A 14,319-nucleotide genomic window follows, 5' to 3' on the forward strand; every position below is an offset into this window, starting at 1 on the left:
CCCGTCACAGGACCAACCCGGATCCGCCTGCTCGACCCCCCAGACCACCTGGTCGCCGCGCAGCAGGGCGTCGGTCCAGCGGGCCGACGGCAGGTCGCAGCCGACCTGCACCACGCGGTCCACCCCCGCGGCCGCCGCCCGGGCCAGGTGGTCCGTGACGGTCGGGGCGGGGACGTCGCCCCACCCCCACGAGTCGTCCTCGCTCCGCTGCGGGGACTCGCGGGGGCCCCGGGGATCGGGGAGGACGTGAGGGATCGAGTCGAGGTGGGTGTGGTTGTCCACCACCGGGACCGGAAGCGGCTCCGGGTCCGGCGGCCACCCGCGCTCGCGCTGCTTCGCCACCGTCAGGCGGTCTCGCGCAGGCGGTCGAGCTCCTCCTCGACGATCGAGTCGTCGAGCTTGGTGAACACCGGCGTCGGCTTGCCGACCGGGGTGCCCGGCACGACGGCCTTCGGCTCCCACGTCGCCAGGCCCTCGGCGCGGTAGTCGCCCGTGATGACCGGGTAGTGGCGCGAGTCGTCGTCGAGGTCGGTCACCTCGTCGATGCGCGGCTGGGCGGCGAACGTGCCCGTGCCGCCGAACGCCTCGTGCACCTGCTGCGCCGAGTGGGGCAGGAACGGCGACAGGATCGTGTTGAGGTCGCTCACGGCCTGGGTCACGGTGTGCAGCACGGTCGCGAGCCGGTCCGGGTCGGTCTTGAGCTTCCACGGCTCGGTGTCCGACACGTACTTGTTCACCTCGCCGACCGTCTTCATGGCCTCGGCGACGGCGGCGCGCTGGCGGTGCGTCGCGATGAGCTCGCCCACGCGGCCGAACGCGGTCGTCGTCGTCGCGAGGACGCCCTCGTCGATCGGCTGGCGCTGCCCCGGCTCCGGGATCGCGCCGAAGTTCTTGTGCACGAGGTTCGCCGTGCGGTTGACGAGGTTGCCCCAGCCGGCCACGAGCTCGTCGTTCGTGCGGCGCTGGAAGTCCGCCCACGTGAAGTCGACGTCCTGCGTCTCCGGACCGGCCGACGCCACGTAGTACCGGAACGCGTCCGGCTGGTAGCGGGCGAGCATGTCGCGCACGTAGATGACGACGCCGCGCGAGGAGGAGAACTTCTGGCCCTCGACGTTGAGGAACTCGCTCGACACGACCTCCGTCGGGAGCTGGAGGTTCCCGTACGGGCCCGGCGCCCCGCCCTTGCTCCCGCGGCCGTCGTAGCCGAGCAGCTCGGCCGGCCAGATCTGGGAGTGGAACGTGATGTTGTCCTTGCCCATGAAGTAGTACGACCGCGCCTCGGGGTCGTTCCAGAACGCGCGCCACGCGTCCGGGTCGCCGCTGCGCCGCGCCCACTCGATCGATGCCGAGAGGTACCCGATCACCGCGTCGAACCACACGTACAGGCGCTTGCTCGAGTTCTCCTCCCACCCGGGCAGCGGGACCGGGATGCCCCAGTCGATGTCGCGCGTCATGGCGCGCGGGCGCACGTCGTCGAGCAGGTTGAGCGAGAACTTCAGGACGTTCGGGCGCCACGCGGTGCGCGTGCGCAGCCAGTCCCCCAGCGCGTCGACGAACGCGGGCAGGTCCAGGAAGAAGTGGTTCGACTCGACGAACTTGGGCGTCTCGCCGTTGATGCGGCTGTGCGGGTTGATGAGGTCGATCGCGTCGAGCTGGTTGCCGCAGTTGTCGCACTGGTCGCCGCGCGCGCCGTCGTAGCCGCAGATGGGGCACGTGCCCTCGATGTAGCGGTCGGGCAGCGTGCGGCCCGTGGACGGCGAGATCGCGCCCATGGTCGTCTGCTCGACCATGTACCCGTTCTTGTGGACCGTGCGGAACATCTCCTGCACGACGGCGTAGTGGTTGCGCGTCGTGGTGCGCGTGAAGAGGTCGTACGACAGCCCGAGCTGGTGCAGGTCCTCGACGATGACGCGGTTGTACCGGTCCGCGAGCTCCTGCGGGCTCACGCCCTCCTTGTCCGCCTGCACGAGGATCGGCGTGCCGTGCTCGTCGGTGCCCGAGACCATGAGGACGTCGTGACCCGCCATGCGCATGTGCCGGCTGAAGACGTCCGACGGGACACCGAAACCTGCGACGTGGCCGATGTGGCGCGGCCCGTTGGCATACGGCCACGCCACGGCCGAGAGGATGTGGGTCATGGTGCCCGATCTTAGTCGGGCCGCAGCGCGCTCTGCGGGGGCGTCTCGGGACCCTGGACTCCCGCCGTGCTGCCACCGGGCCGGGCCGTCCGTCGTCAGCCGTCGCTGGCACCACCACGGGGGTCGACGAAGGCCTCCTTCAGCGCTGCCGTCGTCTCGGCGGCCTGGGCGACCTCTCGACAGTCGACGCCCACCGCGACGTCGGCGCGCTCCAGACGGAACGAGACGTCGAAGCCGTGGACGCTCGCGGCGTTCGTCGCGCCGCAGATCCGCTCGCCCAGAGAGTCGGCGTCCGGGTCGGTCAGCGTCTCCGCGACGGTGACCACCACGGGGACACGTACGACCCGGTCGAGGAGCCCACGGCGGATCGGTGGGGGCTCCGCCACGTCGTCCACGCCAGGCCAGGACTCGACGTCGGCGACCAGGTCGGCGACGTACCGCTCGTCGTCCTCGTCCACCCCGCGCCACGCGCGCCACCCGTCCTCGACAGCCGGCACGGAGCGGTCGAGCACGCGTCCCAGCAGCACGCCGCCGATCGCCGCCACCGACACGACGAGAAGGAGGAGCGCCGTCGCGGGCACGAGCACCGCGCGCGCCCGCCGGTCGCTCGCGCGCCGTCCTCGTCGCCCCACGCCCGGACGGTATCGGGCCAGGCGCTCGCCCCGGTGGCGGCGACGTGCAGAACCTGCCGAGGAACCGGGGACGACGACGGGCCCGCGACCTGGGGGTCGCGGGCCCGTGCGGGTCCGGGTCGGCTCGGTACGTCCGTCAGTACCAGTTGACCGCCTGCGAGTGGGACCACGCGCCGCACGGCGAGCCGTAGGAGCCCGCGATGTAGTCCAGGCCCCACGCGATCTGCGTCGCGGGGTTGGTCGCCCAGTCGGCGCCCTTGCTCGCCATCTTCGAGCCCGGAAGGGACTGCGGGATGCCGTAGGCGCTCGACGTCGGGTTGTCCGCCGTCGGGTTCCAGTTGGACTCCTTGGTCCAGAGCTTCTCCAGGCACGTCCACTGCGCACCGGTCCAGCCGCGCGCGGCGGCCATCGCCTGCCCGATCGCGCGCGGGTCCTTCGGGCGCTCCTGCGTGCCGGTGACGACGACCTCGTCCACGGGCGCGGTCGTGACCTCCTGCGAGAGCTGCTCGCGCGACTCCTCGACGCCGTCCACGAGCGTGACCTCGAACGTCGTCGTGGTCACGCCGTCGGCCCCGGCCTGGGCGACCGCGGACTCGTCGGTGTACTTCGAGTCGTCGGGCTGCTGGACGGTCCCGTGCGGGACGGGCGTCGTCGTCTGCTGCTGCTCGACGACGACGCGCTGGACGACGAGCGAGACCGTGGGCGCGCCGGGCTCGGGCGCGTCGACGCGCTGCACGCTCACGCGGTCGAGCTCACCGAGCTCGATGCGATGCTGGTCGAGGATGGCGGGGATGCCGATGCTGCCGTCCGGGGCGACCGTCGTCGTGCCGTCGGCGACGACGTTCACCGGGCCGTCGGTGTCGAGGCGCAGGTCGAGCGACGCGCGCTCGCCGGACCGGGACGCGACGAGGCGCACGTCGCCGCCGCGCTCGGCGAGGGTCTGCAGCGCCTCGTCCGCGTCGAGCGCGGTGAGCCAGACGTCGGACTGCTCGCCGTCGGTCTGGACGGTGACCTTCTTGCCGAGGCGCACCACGACCTCGTCGCCGTCGTCGAGGGCCGACCCGGGGTCGGGCGCGACCTGGTCGCGCGCGCCGACCTCGACGCCGGCGGCGTCGAGCGCGCCCGAGACCGAGCCGGCGAGCGTGCTCACGGTCGTCAGCTCGCCGTCGACGTCGATCGTCACGGTCTTGCTGGCCTCGCCGTAGGCGACGGCGCCCGAGCCGACGAGCACGACGGCGGTCGCCGCGCCGACGACGGACCAGCGGCGCCGCCGTGTCGCGCGCAGGGTCCGCGCGGAGCGGGCGGCGCGACGGCTGGGCGTCTCGGAGGTCTCGTGGGCGGTCTCGGTGGGGGCGACGTCCGGTGCGTCGGTCTCGACGTCACGGTGGCGGGGCGCGCGGAAGCGGAAGGGGTTGTGCACTCTGGTCCAAGTCGTCGGGGGTCCCGGGCACGGGGGTCGACGGCGCACGCGCGCCCCGGGGCGCTCCGCACCGCGGCACGGGCGACACCCGGTTCGACCAGCCGATCCGGCCGTCCTGCGGACCCCCGGCACCCTGGGTGCTCGACGGAGACCGCGTCCCACGGCCGGCCACTACACCTGTACCCGGTGAGCGGCAACGCGAGACACTCGACCGTAACCGATTCGTTATCACGCTCCAAACCACCTGCTCAGCCCGCACGTCCGCCGAGATCGACCCCACCGTCGCGAAGTCGGCCTCCGGAGGGTCGATCTCGGACGCTCGGGTCGATCTCGCGACAGGGGGTCCCGGACCGACGCGTGCGCGACGGGCTCACCCCGCGGGCGTCACCGTGACCCGCAGCAGCCGGTCGTCGCCGTCGCGCGGGTCCCCGCGCCCGTCGGTGTTGTTGGTCAGCACGTACAGCACGGCGCTCCCGTCGTCGCCGAGCGGCGTCGCGGGGTCCACCAGGACGGCGCGCAGCCGACCCCGGTCCGCGAGCACGGCCTGGGGCGGGCCGAACGCGTCTGCCGACCCTCCGCCGTCGGGCGTCGCGAACGGCACGCGCCACAACGTCTGCCCCCGCAGCCCCGCCAGGTACGCGCCCTCCCGGGTCGCGGCCAGCCCGCTCGGCGAGGCGTCCGCCGTCGACCACGTCGCCACCGGGTCCACGAACCCCGACGCCGCGCCGCCCACTCCCTCGACCTCCGGCCAGCCGTAGTTCCCGCCCGGCACGACGACGTTGAGCTCGTCGAACGTGTCCTGGCCGAACTCCGACGCGAGCATGCGGCCCGTCACGTCCCACGCGATCCCCTGGACGTTGCGGTGCCCCAGGCTCCACACCGGCGAGGCCGGGTCCGGGTTCCCCGGCGCGGGCGCGCCGTCCACCGTCAGGCGCAGGATCTTGCCGTTGAGCGCACCCGCGACCTGCGCGGCGCCGCGCTGCTGCGCGTCCCCCGTCGTCACGTACAGGAAGCCGTCCGGCCCGAACGCGAGCCGGCCGCCGTCGTGCGTCGACGCCGCCGGGACACCCTGCAGGACCGGGGTGAGGCTCGACAGCTCGCGACCGGCGAGCGTCCCCCGCAGCACCTCATTGCCGCCGTCGGCGGTCCGGTAGACGAACACCTCCCCCGGCGCCGCACCGCCCTGGGGCCCGACCGCGACCCCGAGCAGGCCCGCCTCGCCGGTCGCGACCGTGCCGTCGCGCAGGTCGTCCGCGCCCGGGCCCGTGACGGGCTCGACGACGCCCGTCGCCGGGTCGACGACGACCAGGCCGCGCTCGTCGCGCAACGAGACGAGCAGCGTCCCGTCCGCGAGCGCCGCCAGCCCCCACGGCGCGGAGAGCCCGGTCGCCACCTCGGTCACGTCCACGCGCACCTCAGGCACGACGACGAGGGCGGCGTCGGGCACCGGCGCGGTCGTCTCGACGCTGCCGGTCTCGGGGGCGGTCGTGACGGACGGACCGGGTGCGGTCGTCGTGACCGACGGACCCGGTGCGGGTTCCGGACCGTCGGGCGTGCACGCCGCCAGCAGCACGACGGCGGCCCCCACCACGACCGCGGGCCACGCCCGGGGCGCGGACGACCGGTCGGCAGGCATGCGCCCATCGTCGCGCGCCGCGGGCGCCGCCGCACGAGCCGGGCACGGCGCGGTCGCGCTCCGCACCGTGCCGACCACCCTCCTGCGCCCGCTCGTGGCGCGGCTGCTCGGCACGCACCTCCGCGCCTGGACGGGCCTCGTCACCGTGCTCGGCTGCTCGGGACCTCCGGCCCGCCTGCGCGGCCCTTCGGCGGCCGCACGCCCACCCGCGGCGAGGCACGCTGGTACCAGGAGCTCCCCCGAGGCCCGGAGGAGCCGGCGAGGAGGTCGGTACGCATGTCGCGGACGTACGTGGTCACGGGTTCGGCGTCGGGGGTCGGGGCGTCCACCGCCGCGCTGCTGCGCGACCGGGGAGACCGGGTGATCGGTGTCGACCTGCGCGACGCCGAGGTCGAGGCCGACCTGAGCGTCCCCGACGGCCGGGCGCAGGCCGCCGACCGCGTCATGACGCTCGCCGACGGGCGCGTCGACGCCGTGATCGCGTGCGCGGGCATCGCCGCCCCGGTGCCGAAGACCGTCGCGGTGAACTTCTTCGGCGTCGCACGGCTCCTCACCGCGCTGCTCCCGGCGCTCGAACGGTCGGACGCGCCGCGCGCCGCCGTCGTGTCGTCGATGGCGACCCTGCAGCCGGTGTCCGACGAGCTCGTCGCGGCGTGCCTCGCGGACGACGAGGACACGGCGCTGCGCGTCGCCGCGGCGCTCGCGGACGAGGGGCCCGAGGTCGGCTACCTCAGCTATCCGTCGTCCAAGCGGGCGCTCTCGCGGTGGGTGCGGCGCGAGAGCGTCACCCCCGCGTGGGCGGGCCGCGGGATCCCGCTCAACGCCGTCGCCCCGGGGACGGTGCTCACGCCCATGACGACCGCGCTGCTCGCGACCCCGGAGTCCGCCGCGATGGTCGACGCCGCCGTCCCGATGCCCCTGCACGGGCACCAGTCCCCCGAGTCGGTCGCGAGCCTGCTGCTGTGGCTCACCGACCCGGTGAACACCCACGTCACCGGGCAGACGATCTACGACGACGGCGGCGCCGACGCCGTGCTGCGCGGGGACGACGTGTGGACGGGGACGACGCCTACGCCAGCCGGGTGAGCCCGCGCTTGAGTCCCCGGATCGCCTGACCGATGCGGTGCTCGTTCTCGATGAGCGCGAACCGCACGAACTCGTCGCCGCCGGGGCCGAACCCGACGCCCGGGGACACCGCGACGTCGCACTCCTCGACGAGGTGCGTCGCGAACTCGATCGAGCCCATGTCGCGGTACGGCTCGGGGATGCGGGCCCACGCGAACATCGTCCCGCCGGGCTTGTGGATGTCCCAGCCGATGCGCTGCAGGCCGTCGTAGAGGGCGTCGCGGCGCGACGCGTAGACGGACGAGATCTCCTGCGGGAACTCCGTCGCCTCGTTGAGCGTGACGGTCGCGGCGATCTGGATGGGCTGGAACGTGCCGTAGTCGAGGTAGCTCTTGAGCTTCGCGAGCGCCCCGACGACGTCGCGGCGGCCCACGAGGAACGCGACGCGCCAGCCCGCCATGGAGAACGACTTCGTCATGGAGTACAGCTCGACCGCGACCTCGCGCGCGCCCTCGCACTCCATGATCGACGGCGGCTCGAACCCGTCGAACGTCATGTCGGCGTACGCGAGGTCGTGCACGAGCACGACGTCCTTGTCCCGCGCCCAGTCGACGAGGCGCTGGAGGTCCTCCTTGGTCGCCACCGTCGTCGTCGGGTTGTGCGGGAACGACAGCACGACGACGCGCGGCTTGGGCCAGCCGAGCTCCCACGCCTCGATGATGCGGTCGATGTAGCCCGCGGCGTCGGTCCCGTCGCCGATGGGGACCTGGCGCGCGTCGGCGCCCGCGAAGTAGGGGCCCCAGATGTGGATGGGATAGCTCGGGGTGGGGACGAGCGCGACGTCGCCCGGCTGCAGCAGCACCCACATGAGGTGGCTGAAGCCCTCCTTGGCACCGATGGTCGAGATGATCTCGGTGTCCGGGTCGAGGCTCACGCCGAACCGGCGCTGGTACAGGCCCGCGACGGCCTCGCGGAGCTTGGGGATGCCGCGCGACGCGGAGTAGCGGTGGTTGCGCGAGTTCTGCGCGGCCTCGGCGAGCTTGTCGACGGCGACCTGCGGGCTGGGCAGGTCCGGGTTGCCGAAGCCGAGGTCGACGACGTCGCGGCCCGCTCGGCGTGCCTCGATCTTGAGCCCGTCGATGATGGTGAAGACGTAGGGCGGCAGACCGGGGATCCGGCGGAACTCCATCGCAGTGCTCCAGCTCTGTGCGGCGCTCCCGGGCGCGGGGTGCGCGCGGGTCGCGGGTCTCGCAGGGTACGCCTGCTGCCGGACGCCGCGCGTCCCGTCTCGTCGCGACGGCGCGCGCCGGCTCCTCGGGGGAGCGGCTCAGCCGTCCCAGCCGAGGTTGCGCGCCATGCGCTCGAGCGTCGCGACCGTCTGCGCGTACTCCGCGCGGCTGATGCCGTCAGCGACCCGCTCGCGCGAGACCGACACCGCGTCGAGCAGGTCGTGGTAGGCGTGGTTGCCCGCGACGGTCACGGACAGGCTGCCCGAGCCGTCGCGCGCGACCCAGCCGCGGCGGACGAGGTCGTCGATCTCCGCCGTCACGGCGCTCGCCCCGTGCCCCGGCCCGGGCGCCGCCCCCGTGAAGGGCGAGAGGACGCCGTCGACGCTCGTCTCCTCGCTCACGCCGTCCCGGATGGTGTTGAGCACCTGCCAGTGCCGGCGCGTGAGCCCGGAGTGCTGGAACACGCCGTCGAAGCTCTCGTCGATGAGCCGGTCGACGAGCTTGAGCCAGTACCCGATCGGGCGCTCCGGCGGACCGGACGGTGTCGACTCCTGGTCGCTCACGGGAGACCTCCGTGCTCGTCGTCGGCGGGTCCGTCCACTGTCGCACCGCGACCTCCCACCCGCCACGTCACGCGACGCTCAGTCCTCCCGCGCGCCGAGCACACCCTCCGGGTCGCGTGCGACGGCGCGCAGGAGGATCCGCCACATGCCGTCGACCCGGTCCGTGAGGTCGTCCAGGTGCGTGAGGTGGGTCGACACCGTCTGCACCCCGTCGAACCAGGCGACGACGTGCCACGCCGTCTCGTCGACGTCGACACCCTCGGCGAGCTCGCCGTCGGCGGCCGCCTGGGCGAGGTACGTCCGCGCCAGGTCGATCCAGCCGACGAACGGGACGGGGAGGTCCGCGTCGATGTTCTCGGCCTCGAGCCGCAGCCGGGAGGCCGCGCGGAACACGGCGCTCTCCCGGTAGACGGTCGCCACCTGGCGCGACGCGTCGACGAGCGCGGCCAGGCCCCGGGTCCCTCGTTCCTCGTGCGCCGCGCGCAGCGGGACCCACTGCTCGGCGACGTCCTCGGAGATCGCGCGGGCGAGCTCCGCCTTGGAGCTGAAGTGGAAGAAGATCGTGCCCTTGGTGAGGCCGAGCGCCGCGGAGAGGTCGTTCAACGACGTCGCGGCGTAGCCCTTCGCGGCGAAGTGCGCCGCGGCGACCTCGAGGATCCTCCGGCGGGTCGCCGCCTTCTGCTCGCTGCGGGTCGTCGGGGGCACGGCACCTCTTCACGTCGTCCTGGATCGCTCCCCCTGCGCCAGGGTACGAGATGACGTGGCCGCGCGCGTCACGCGCCGATCGAGGTCGTCAAGCCGCCCGCGCGGATCCCGTCGAGGTCGACGCGACGGTCGCACGCCGAGGCCACCTGCTCGGAGTGGGTCGCGATGACGACGGTCGCGCCGCCCTCGGCGAACGACCGGAGCGACGACACGACCATCTCGGCGTTGTCGTGGTCGAGGGCGCCGGTGGGCTCGTCGGCGAGCACGACGGACGGGTCCTTGACGACCAGCCGTGCGAGCGCGACCCGCTGCTGCTCCCCGCCGCTGAGCTGGTACACCGGCTCCCCGCCGCGACCGGCGAGCCCGACCTGCTCGAGCGCAGCCTCGAACGTCGTCCGCCGGCTCGCCCTGCGCCCGCGGGCGGCGATGGCGAGGTTCGCGTCGACGGACGCGTTGTCGACCAGGGCGTAGTTCTGGAAGAGGTACCCCAGCGCGTCCCGGCGGAACTGCCGGGTACGACGGCGCCCGAGCCTGGTCAGGTCGGTGCCGTCCACGACGATCCGTCCCGCGGTCACGGGCTCGAGCAGACCGATGCAGTTGAGGAGCGTCGACTTGCCCGACCCGCTGCGGCCCGTGAGCGCCACCATGCTCCCGGGCTCCACGGTGAACGACAGGCCCTCCCACAGCGTGCGGCGGCCGAACGCCTTGCTGAGCTCGTCGACCACGAGGGTCGTCGGTCCGGTCATGGTCAGGCCTCCGAGGATCGGGTACGGACGAGACGGCGGCCGAGGACCGCGAGCGCGCCGACGAGCGCGGCCAGGCTCACCGCGACGACGGCGGCGAGGAGCACCGGCTGCCAGTGGCCGAGGACGACGAGCGCCTGCGAGGTCGTCGGGTCCGCCCCGGGGCGGACGGTCGCGGTGAGCCCCGACACCGTGGTCCACACCGACCACGCCACGACGGCCAGCGCCAGCGCGAGCTCGGCCCCCAGCAGGCCGCGGTGCGTGCGGACGAAGCCCCACCCGCTGATGTGCCGGGCGAAGATCGACTGGGCGTTCTTGCGCGTCGAGACCTGCGCGACCGCGACGGAGGTGCCGAGCAGCACCGCGAGCGCGGCGACGGCGTTGAACACCTGGAGGCGGGTGTCGTTCACGAGCGCCGCGTGCTCCTGCGCCGCGGCGAGCGCGACCGGCTGGTACGCCATCGCGATCTCCTGCGCACCCACCGAGGCCAGCCCGTCACGCGCCGTCGCGGCGTCGGTGAGGACGAGCCCCTTTCTCGTCCCCAGCGAGGTGAGGTCGTCGGGCACGAAGACCCCGGACCCCCCGTTCACGACGACCCCGAGGGCGTCGCGCAGCAGGGCCGGCTCGTTCGGACGGGTGGCGGCCCCGTACGTGAACAGCTCCTGCCCCGGCGCGAGCACGCGGGTGCGGACCTCCACGTCCTGGGCGCCCCGCGAGAAGCCGTCGAGCCAGATCTGCACGTCGTCGACGATCGAGGCGGTCGCGTCCTCGTAGCGGCTCGGGACCAGGACCGTCACCACGTCCTCGGGAAGCTCGACGACCCGTTCGCCGTCGGCGTCACGCACGTCCTGCTGCGCGAGGTAGGCGTTGTTGACCAGGAGGGAGTCGTGCCGCCCCGGCAGCCCCCGCCCCCAGGAGACCTCGCCCTGACCCGCGAGGACGACGTCCCCGTCGCCCTCCGCCGCCAGCAACCACTCGCCCGCGGGGACGGCGAGCGCGTCGAACTCCTCCTGGGAGAGGTTCGGCGAGAAGAGGACGTGGACCCCTTCCCCCGCGGTCGCCCAGCGTTCGCTCGCCTCGACCTGCCCGGCGAGCTGGACCGCGGCGACGCTCGACGCGACGACGGCCGCGATCGTGACGACGAGGGCGGGGACGCGCACGAGGTATACCGCGACGCCTGTCGCGAGCGCCGGCAGCCTGCCCTTGAGCGCCTCGAGGACCGGCCGCTCGCCCGCGAGCGCGAGCGCGAGCACGTGCGTGACGAGCGCGAGGAGCACGAACGCGGCGGTGAGGACTCCCGCCGCGGCGGCAAACGTACGCCACTGCGCCCCGCCGTTGTACAGGGTGAGCAGCCCGGCGTCCACGAGCGCGACGGTGCCGAGCGTGACGGCCAGCGCCGGGAGCGACCGGCTCAGGTCGCGGCCGAGGATCAGGGCCGGCGGCACGCCGTGCAGCCGCTGGACGGCGTATCCGCGGACGTTCGTCAGCACGCTCGTGGCGACGACCACGACCACGAGCAGCGCGGCGACGAGCGCGCTGAGCGCGAGCGGCTGCGTCACGAGCCACCCGAGGATCTGCGGGGGCGCGTAGTAGGTCCGGGTCTCGACGACGTACCCCTGCTCGCGCAGAGCCTCCGCGAGGAACGGCGTCGCGGCGTGGTCGCCGAACGTGAAGTAGTGCCCGCGCGGGTCCACGTCCGCGCGCTCCGCCAGCGGGTGCACGGCCGTGCGCACGTCCTGGCTGAACGCCGGGTACCCGTCCTCGAGCCACGAGCCCGAGGCGAGCCCGGGGTTGCCGACCGTGAGATACAGGTGCCGGGACCGGGCCGGGTCGTGCAGGTCCTCGACGAAGCGCACGACGTTCACGCGGTGCTGCGCGGCGACCTGCTCGATCGTCTCGACCACGTGGGCGCTCGACGACGTCGGCGCCTCCCCGCTCACGACGAGGATGTCGGTGGCACCGAGCGGCCCCAGGTCGTCGATCGCGCGCAGGAACAGGAACGCCGCGAGCGACGCGTACACGGCCAGGATCGCGTACGCGAGCCGGATCCCTCGACTCCTCACGCCATGCGCTCCTCAGATCGTGCCGTGCTCGGGCAGCCGCCCGGTCCCGGTCGCGACACGTGCGCGACCGGGACCGGGGTCGTTCGCCGCAGCGGTCAGCAGTGGCGCCAGTACGCCTTGTCGATGCGGAACGGGTTGCTGTCCCACGCGCTGGCGGTCGACCAGCTCCCGCCGCCACGGCACAGCGAGCGCACGAGGCCCGAGTCACCCGTCACGCTCGATCCGTGCACGCGCGACGAGTGGTAGTAGTCCGACCAGTTGTAGCTCGCGGCGAGGCTCGTGACGCCGTAGTCCCAGGTCCCGCCGCCGGCCGAGACGCGCGTCGCGTACGCAGCGGTCGCACCGGCCGCGACGAGCCCGAGGCTCAGCGTCGCGCCGACGAGCGCCCTGCGGGCGCGGCCCTGCCTCGGGCGACGCGCCCTCGTGTGCTCGATCTCGTCGTGCGCGCCGCGCTGGACGTCGCTCGTCATGACTGACATGTCTCTCCTCTCGTCATCGTGAGGCGAGGCTGCTGCCCCCCGCGGAGACCCTACTGATCGGTCGGTCGGTCAGTCAACTCTCGCGACCGCCGTCCCGCCGTCTCTCGTCTCCGCCGTGGCAGAGTGGGCGTATGAGCGAGAGCACCTCCGCGCCGCGCCGCGCGCTGATCGTCGTCGACGTCCAGCCCACGTTCTGCGAGGGCGGCGAGCTCGGGGTCGAGGGCGGGAACGCCGTCGCGCAGCGCATCGCCGACCACGCGCGCGACCACCGCGACGCCTACGACCTCGTCGTCACGACCCAGGACTGGCACGTCGACCCGGGCGAGCACTGGAGCCCGGAGCCGGACTTCGTCGACACATGGCCCCCGCACGGGATCGCGGGCACGCCGAACGCCGAGCTCCACCCCGCGCTGGCCGACCTCGCGCCGGACGCCGGGGTCAAGAAGGGTGAGTACCAGGCCGCCTACTCCGGGTTCGAGGGGGTCGACGTCGGCGGTCGGCCGCTCGCGGACGTCCTGCGCGACGCGGGGATCGAGGCGGTCGACGTCGTCGGCATCGCCGAGTCGCACTGCGTGCGCGCGACGGCGCTCGACGCCCACGCGCTCGGCCTCGCCACCCGGGTCCTCACGGATCTCACGGTGCCCGTCACGCCCGAGCTGGGCGCCGCGGCGCGCGAAGAGCTCGCGGCCGCCGGGGTCGCGCTCGAGCCGAGCACCGCCGTCGGGCGCTGACGGCACGTCCCGCGCGGTCTCAGCGGCGGCGCGCCTCCAGCGCGGCCTCGTAGAGGTCGCGCTTCGCGACCCCCGCGTCCTGGGCGACGTCCGCGACGACCTCCTTGAGCCGCTCGCCGCCGTCGACGCGTGCCAGCACGCCCGGCACGAGGTCGGCGAGCGGGACCGGCCCGCGCGGTGGCGCGCCCCCCACCACGACGCAGATCTCCCCGCGGAGCTGCTCCTCGGCGGCGCGCTCCGCGAGCTCGGCGAGGGGCCCGCGCAGCACCTCCTCGTAGGTCTTGGTGAGCTCGCGCGCGACGGCGGCCGGCCGGTCCGCGCCGAACGCCTCGGCCATCGCGGCGAGCGTCTCCGCCACGCGGTGCGGCGCCTCGAAGAACACGAGCGTGCGCGGCTCGTCGGCGAGCGCCGCGAGCGCGCGCGACCGGTCGCCCGCCTTGCGCGGCAGGAAGCCCTCGAAGCAGAAGCGGTCCGTCGGGAGCCCGGAGAGCGCGAGCGCCGTGAGCACCGCGCTCGGCCCGGGCGCCGTGGTCACGGGGACCCCGCGCTCGACCGCGCGGGCGACGACGCGGAAGCCGGGGTCGGACACGCTCGGCATCCCCGCGTCCGAGACGACGAGGACCGTCCCGCCGCCGTCGACGACGTCGAGCAGGTCGTCCGCGCGGTCGGTCTCGTTGTGCTCGTGGAAGCTGAGGACACGACCGCCGACCTGCACGCCCAGCCGGCCCGCGAGCGCGTGCAGGCGGCGCGTGTCCTCCGCCGCCACGACGTCGGCCTCGGCAAGCAGCCGCCGCAGGCGCGGGCTCGCGTCCTCCGCGTTGCCGATGGGGGTGCCGCCGAGCACCAGGTGCCCGGCCTCCCGCGGGGTCGTGGGCCGGTCGGCGTCGGGCACGTCGGTCGAGGAGGACATGGCTC

The 14,319-nt window shown here is 74.1% G+C and carries 13 protein-coding genes and 1 pseudogene; 2 read left to right on the forward strand and 12 right to left on the reverse strand.

The features are described from left to right. The 5 genes and pseudogenes from ABWU78_RS10895 to ABWU78_RS10915 all read right to left on the reverse strand — a co-directional run. A pseudogene (locus tag ABWU78_RS10895) lies at positions 1-282 on the reverse strand (hypothetical protein); the annotation flags it as partial. Between the two features lie 62 nt (positions 283-344). After that, the gene (gene metG / locus ABWU78_RS10900; protein WP_353708556.1) at positions 345-2,138 is read right to left on the reverse strand and encodes a methionine--tRNA ligase; all 1,794 of its coding nucleotides are present in this window, start codon (positions 2,136-2,138) and stop codon (positions 345-347) included. Between the two features lie 95 nt (positions 2,139-2,233). Next, the gene (locus ABWU78_RS10905; RefSeq protein ID WP_439158355.1) at positions 2,234-2,770 is read right to left on the reverse strand and encodes a hypothetical protein; all 537 of its coding nucleotides are present in this window, start codon (positions 2,768-2,770) and stop codon (positions 2,234-2,236) included. Positions 2,771-2,906: 136 nt separating this feature from the next. Then, entirely contained in the window at positions 2,907-4,190 is a 1,284-nt protein-coding gene (locus ABWU78_RS10910) for a G5 domain-containing protein (protein WP_439158356.1), read from the reverse strand. 370 nt (positions 4,191-4,560) lie between these two features. Continuing rightward, the gene (locus ABWU78_RS10915; RefSeq protein WP_439158357.1) at positions 4,561-5,826 is read right to left on the reverse strand and encodes a PQQ-dependent sugar dehydrogenase; all 1,266 of its coding nucleotides are present in this window, start codon (positions 5,824-5,826) and stop codon (positions 4,561-4,563) included. Between the two features lie 276 nt (positions 5,827-6,102). Between ABWU78_RS10915 and ABWU78_RS10920 the strand changes: the two genes are divergently transcribed. Further along, the gene (locus ABWU78_RS10920; protein ID WP_253052821.1) at positions 6,103-6,912 is read left to right on the forward strand and encodes an SDR family oxidoreductase; all 810 of its coding nucleotides are present in this window, start codon (positions 6,103-6,105) and stop codon (positions 6,910-6,912) included. Here ABWU78_RS10920 and ABWU78_RS10925 read toward each other — a convergent pair. From ABWU78_RS10925 to ABWU78_RS10950, 6 genes are all read right to left on the reverse strand, one after another. Further along, positions 6,896-8,080 (reverse strand): aminotransferase class I/II-fold pyridoxal phosphate-dependent enzyme, encoded by a 1,185-nt coding sequence (locus tag ABWU78_RS10925; RefSeq protein WP_047232459.1) that lies wholly within the window; start codon positions 8,078-8,080, stop codon positions 6,896-6,898. The genes ABWU78_RS10920 and ABWU78_RS10925 overlap by 17 nt on opposite strands. A gap of 138 nt (positions 8,081-8,218) precedes the next feature. Beyond that, positions 8,219-8,683, reverse strand: coding sequence for a MarR family winged helix-turn-helix transcriptional regulator (locus tag ABWU78_RS10930; RefSeq protein ID WP_353708552.1), 465 nt, complete (start codon positions 8,681-8,683; stop codon positions 8,219-8,221). Positions 8,684-8,761: 78 nt separating this feature from the next. Continuing rightward, complete coding sequence (locus tag ABWU78_RS10935; protein WP_353708551.1) at positions 8,762-9,388, reverse strand: ScbR family autoregulator-binding transcription factor; 627 nt, start codon at positions 9,386-9,388, stop codon at positions 8,762-8,764. A gap of 68 nt (positions 9,389-9,456) precedes the next feature. Continuing rightward, positions 9,457-10,134 (reverse strand): ATP-binding cassette domain-containing protein, encoded by a 678-nt coding sequence (locus tag ABWU78_RS10940; protein WP_353708550.1) that lies wholly within the window; start codon positions 10,132-10,134, stop codon positions 9,457-9,459. 2 nt (positions 10,135-10,136) lie between these two features. Next, positions 10,137-12,194, reverse strand: a complete 2,058-nt coding sequence (locus tag ABWU78_RS10945; RefSeq protein ID WP_353708549.1) for a hypothetical protein — start codon at positions 12,192-12,194, stop codon at positions 10,137-10,139. 95 nt (positions 12,195-12,289) lie between these two features. Further along, positions 12,290-12,673 carry a lactococcin 972 family bacteriocin gene (locus ABWU78_RS10950; protein ID WP_439158358.1) on the reverse strand — a complete coding sequence of 128 codons (384 nt, stop codon included), beginning with the start codon at positions 12,671-12,673 and terminating at the stop codon, positions 12,290-12,292. Between the two features lie 131 nt (positions 12,674-12,804). Here ABWU78_RS10950 and ABWU78_RS10955 point away from each other — a divergent pair, with 131 nt between their 5' ends. Beyond that, positions 12,805-13,404 (forward strand): isochorismatase family protein, encoded by a 600-nt coding sequence (locus ABWU78_RS10955; protein ID WP_253052809.1) that lies wholly within the window; start codon positions 12,805-12,807, stop codon positions 13,402-13,404. Between the two features lie 19 nt (positions 13,405-13,423). On the opposite strand, the gene rsmI is transcribed toward ABWU78_RS10955, so the two are convergent. Next, positions 13,424-14,314, reverse strand: coding sequence for a 16S rRNA (cytidine(1402)-2'-O)-methyltransferase (rsmI, locus tag ABWU78_RS10960; RefSeq protein ID WP_439158359.1), 891 nt, complete (start codon positions 14,312-14,314; stop codon positions 13,424-13,426). Positions 14,315-14,319 lie beyond the last annotated feature (5 nt).

The sequence above is a fragment of the Cellulosimicrobium sp. CpK407 genome (genome assembly GCF_051844275.1).
GTDB classification, from domain to species: domain Bacteria; phylum Actinomycetota; class Actinomycetes; order Actinomycetales; family Cellulomonadaceae; genus Cellulosimicrobium; species Cellulosimicrobium cellulans_G.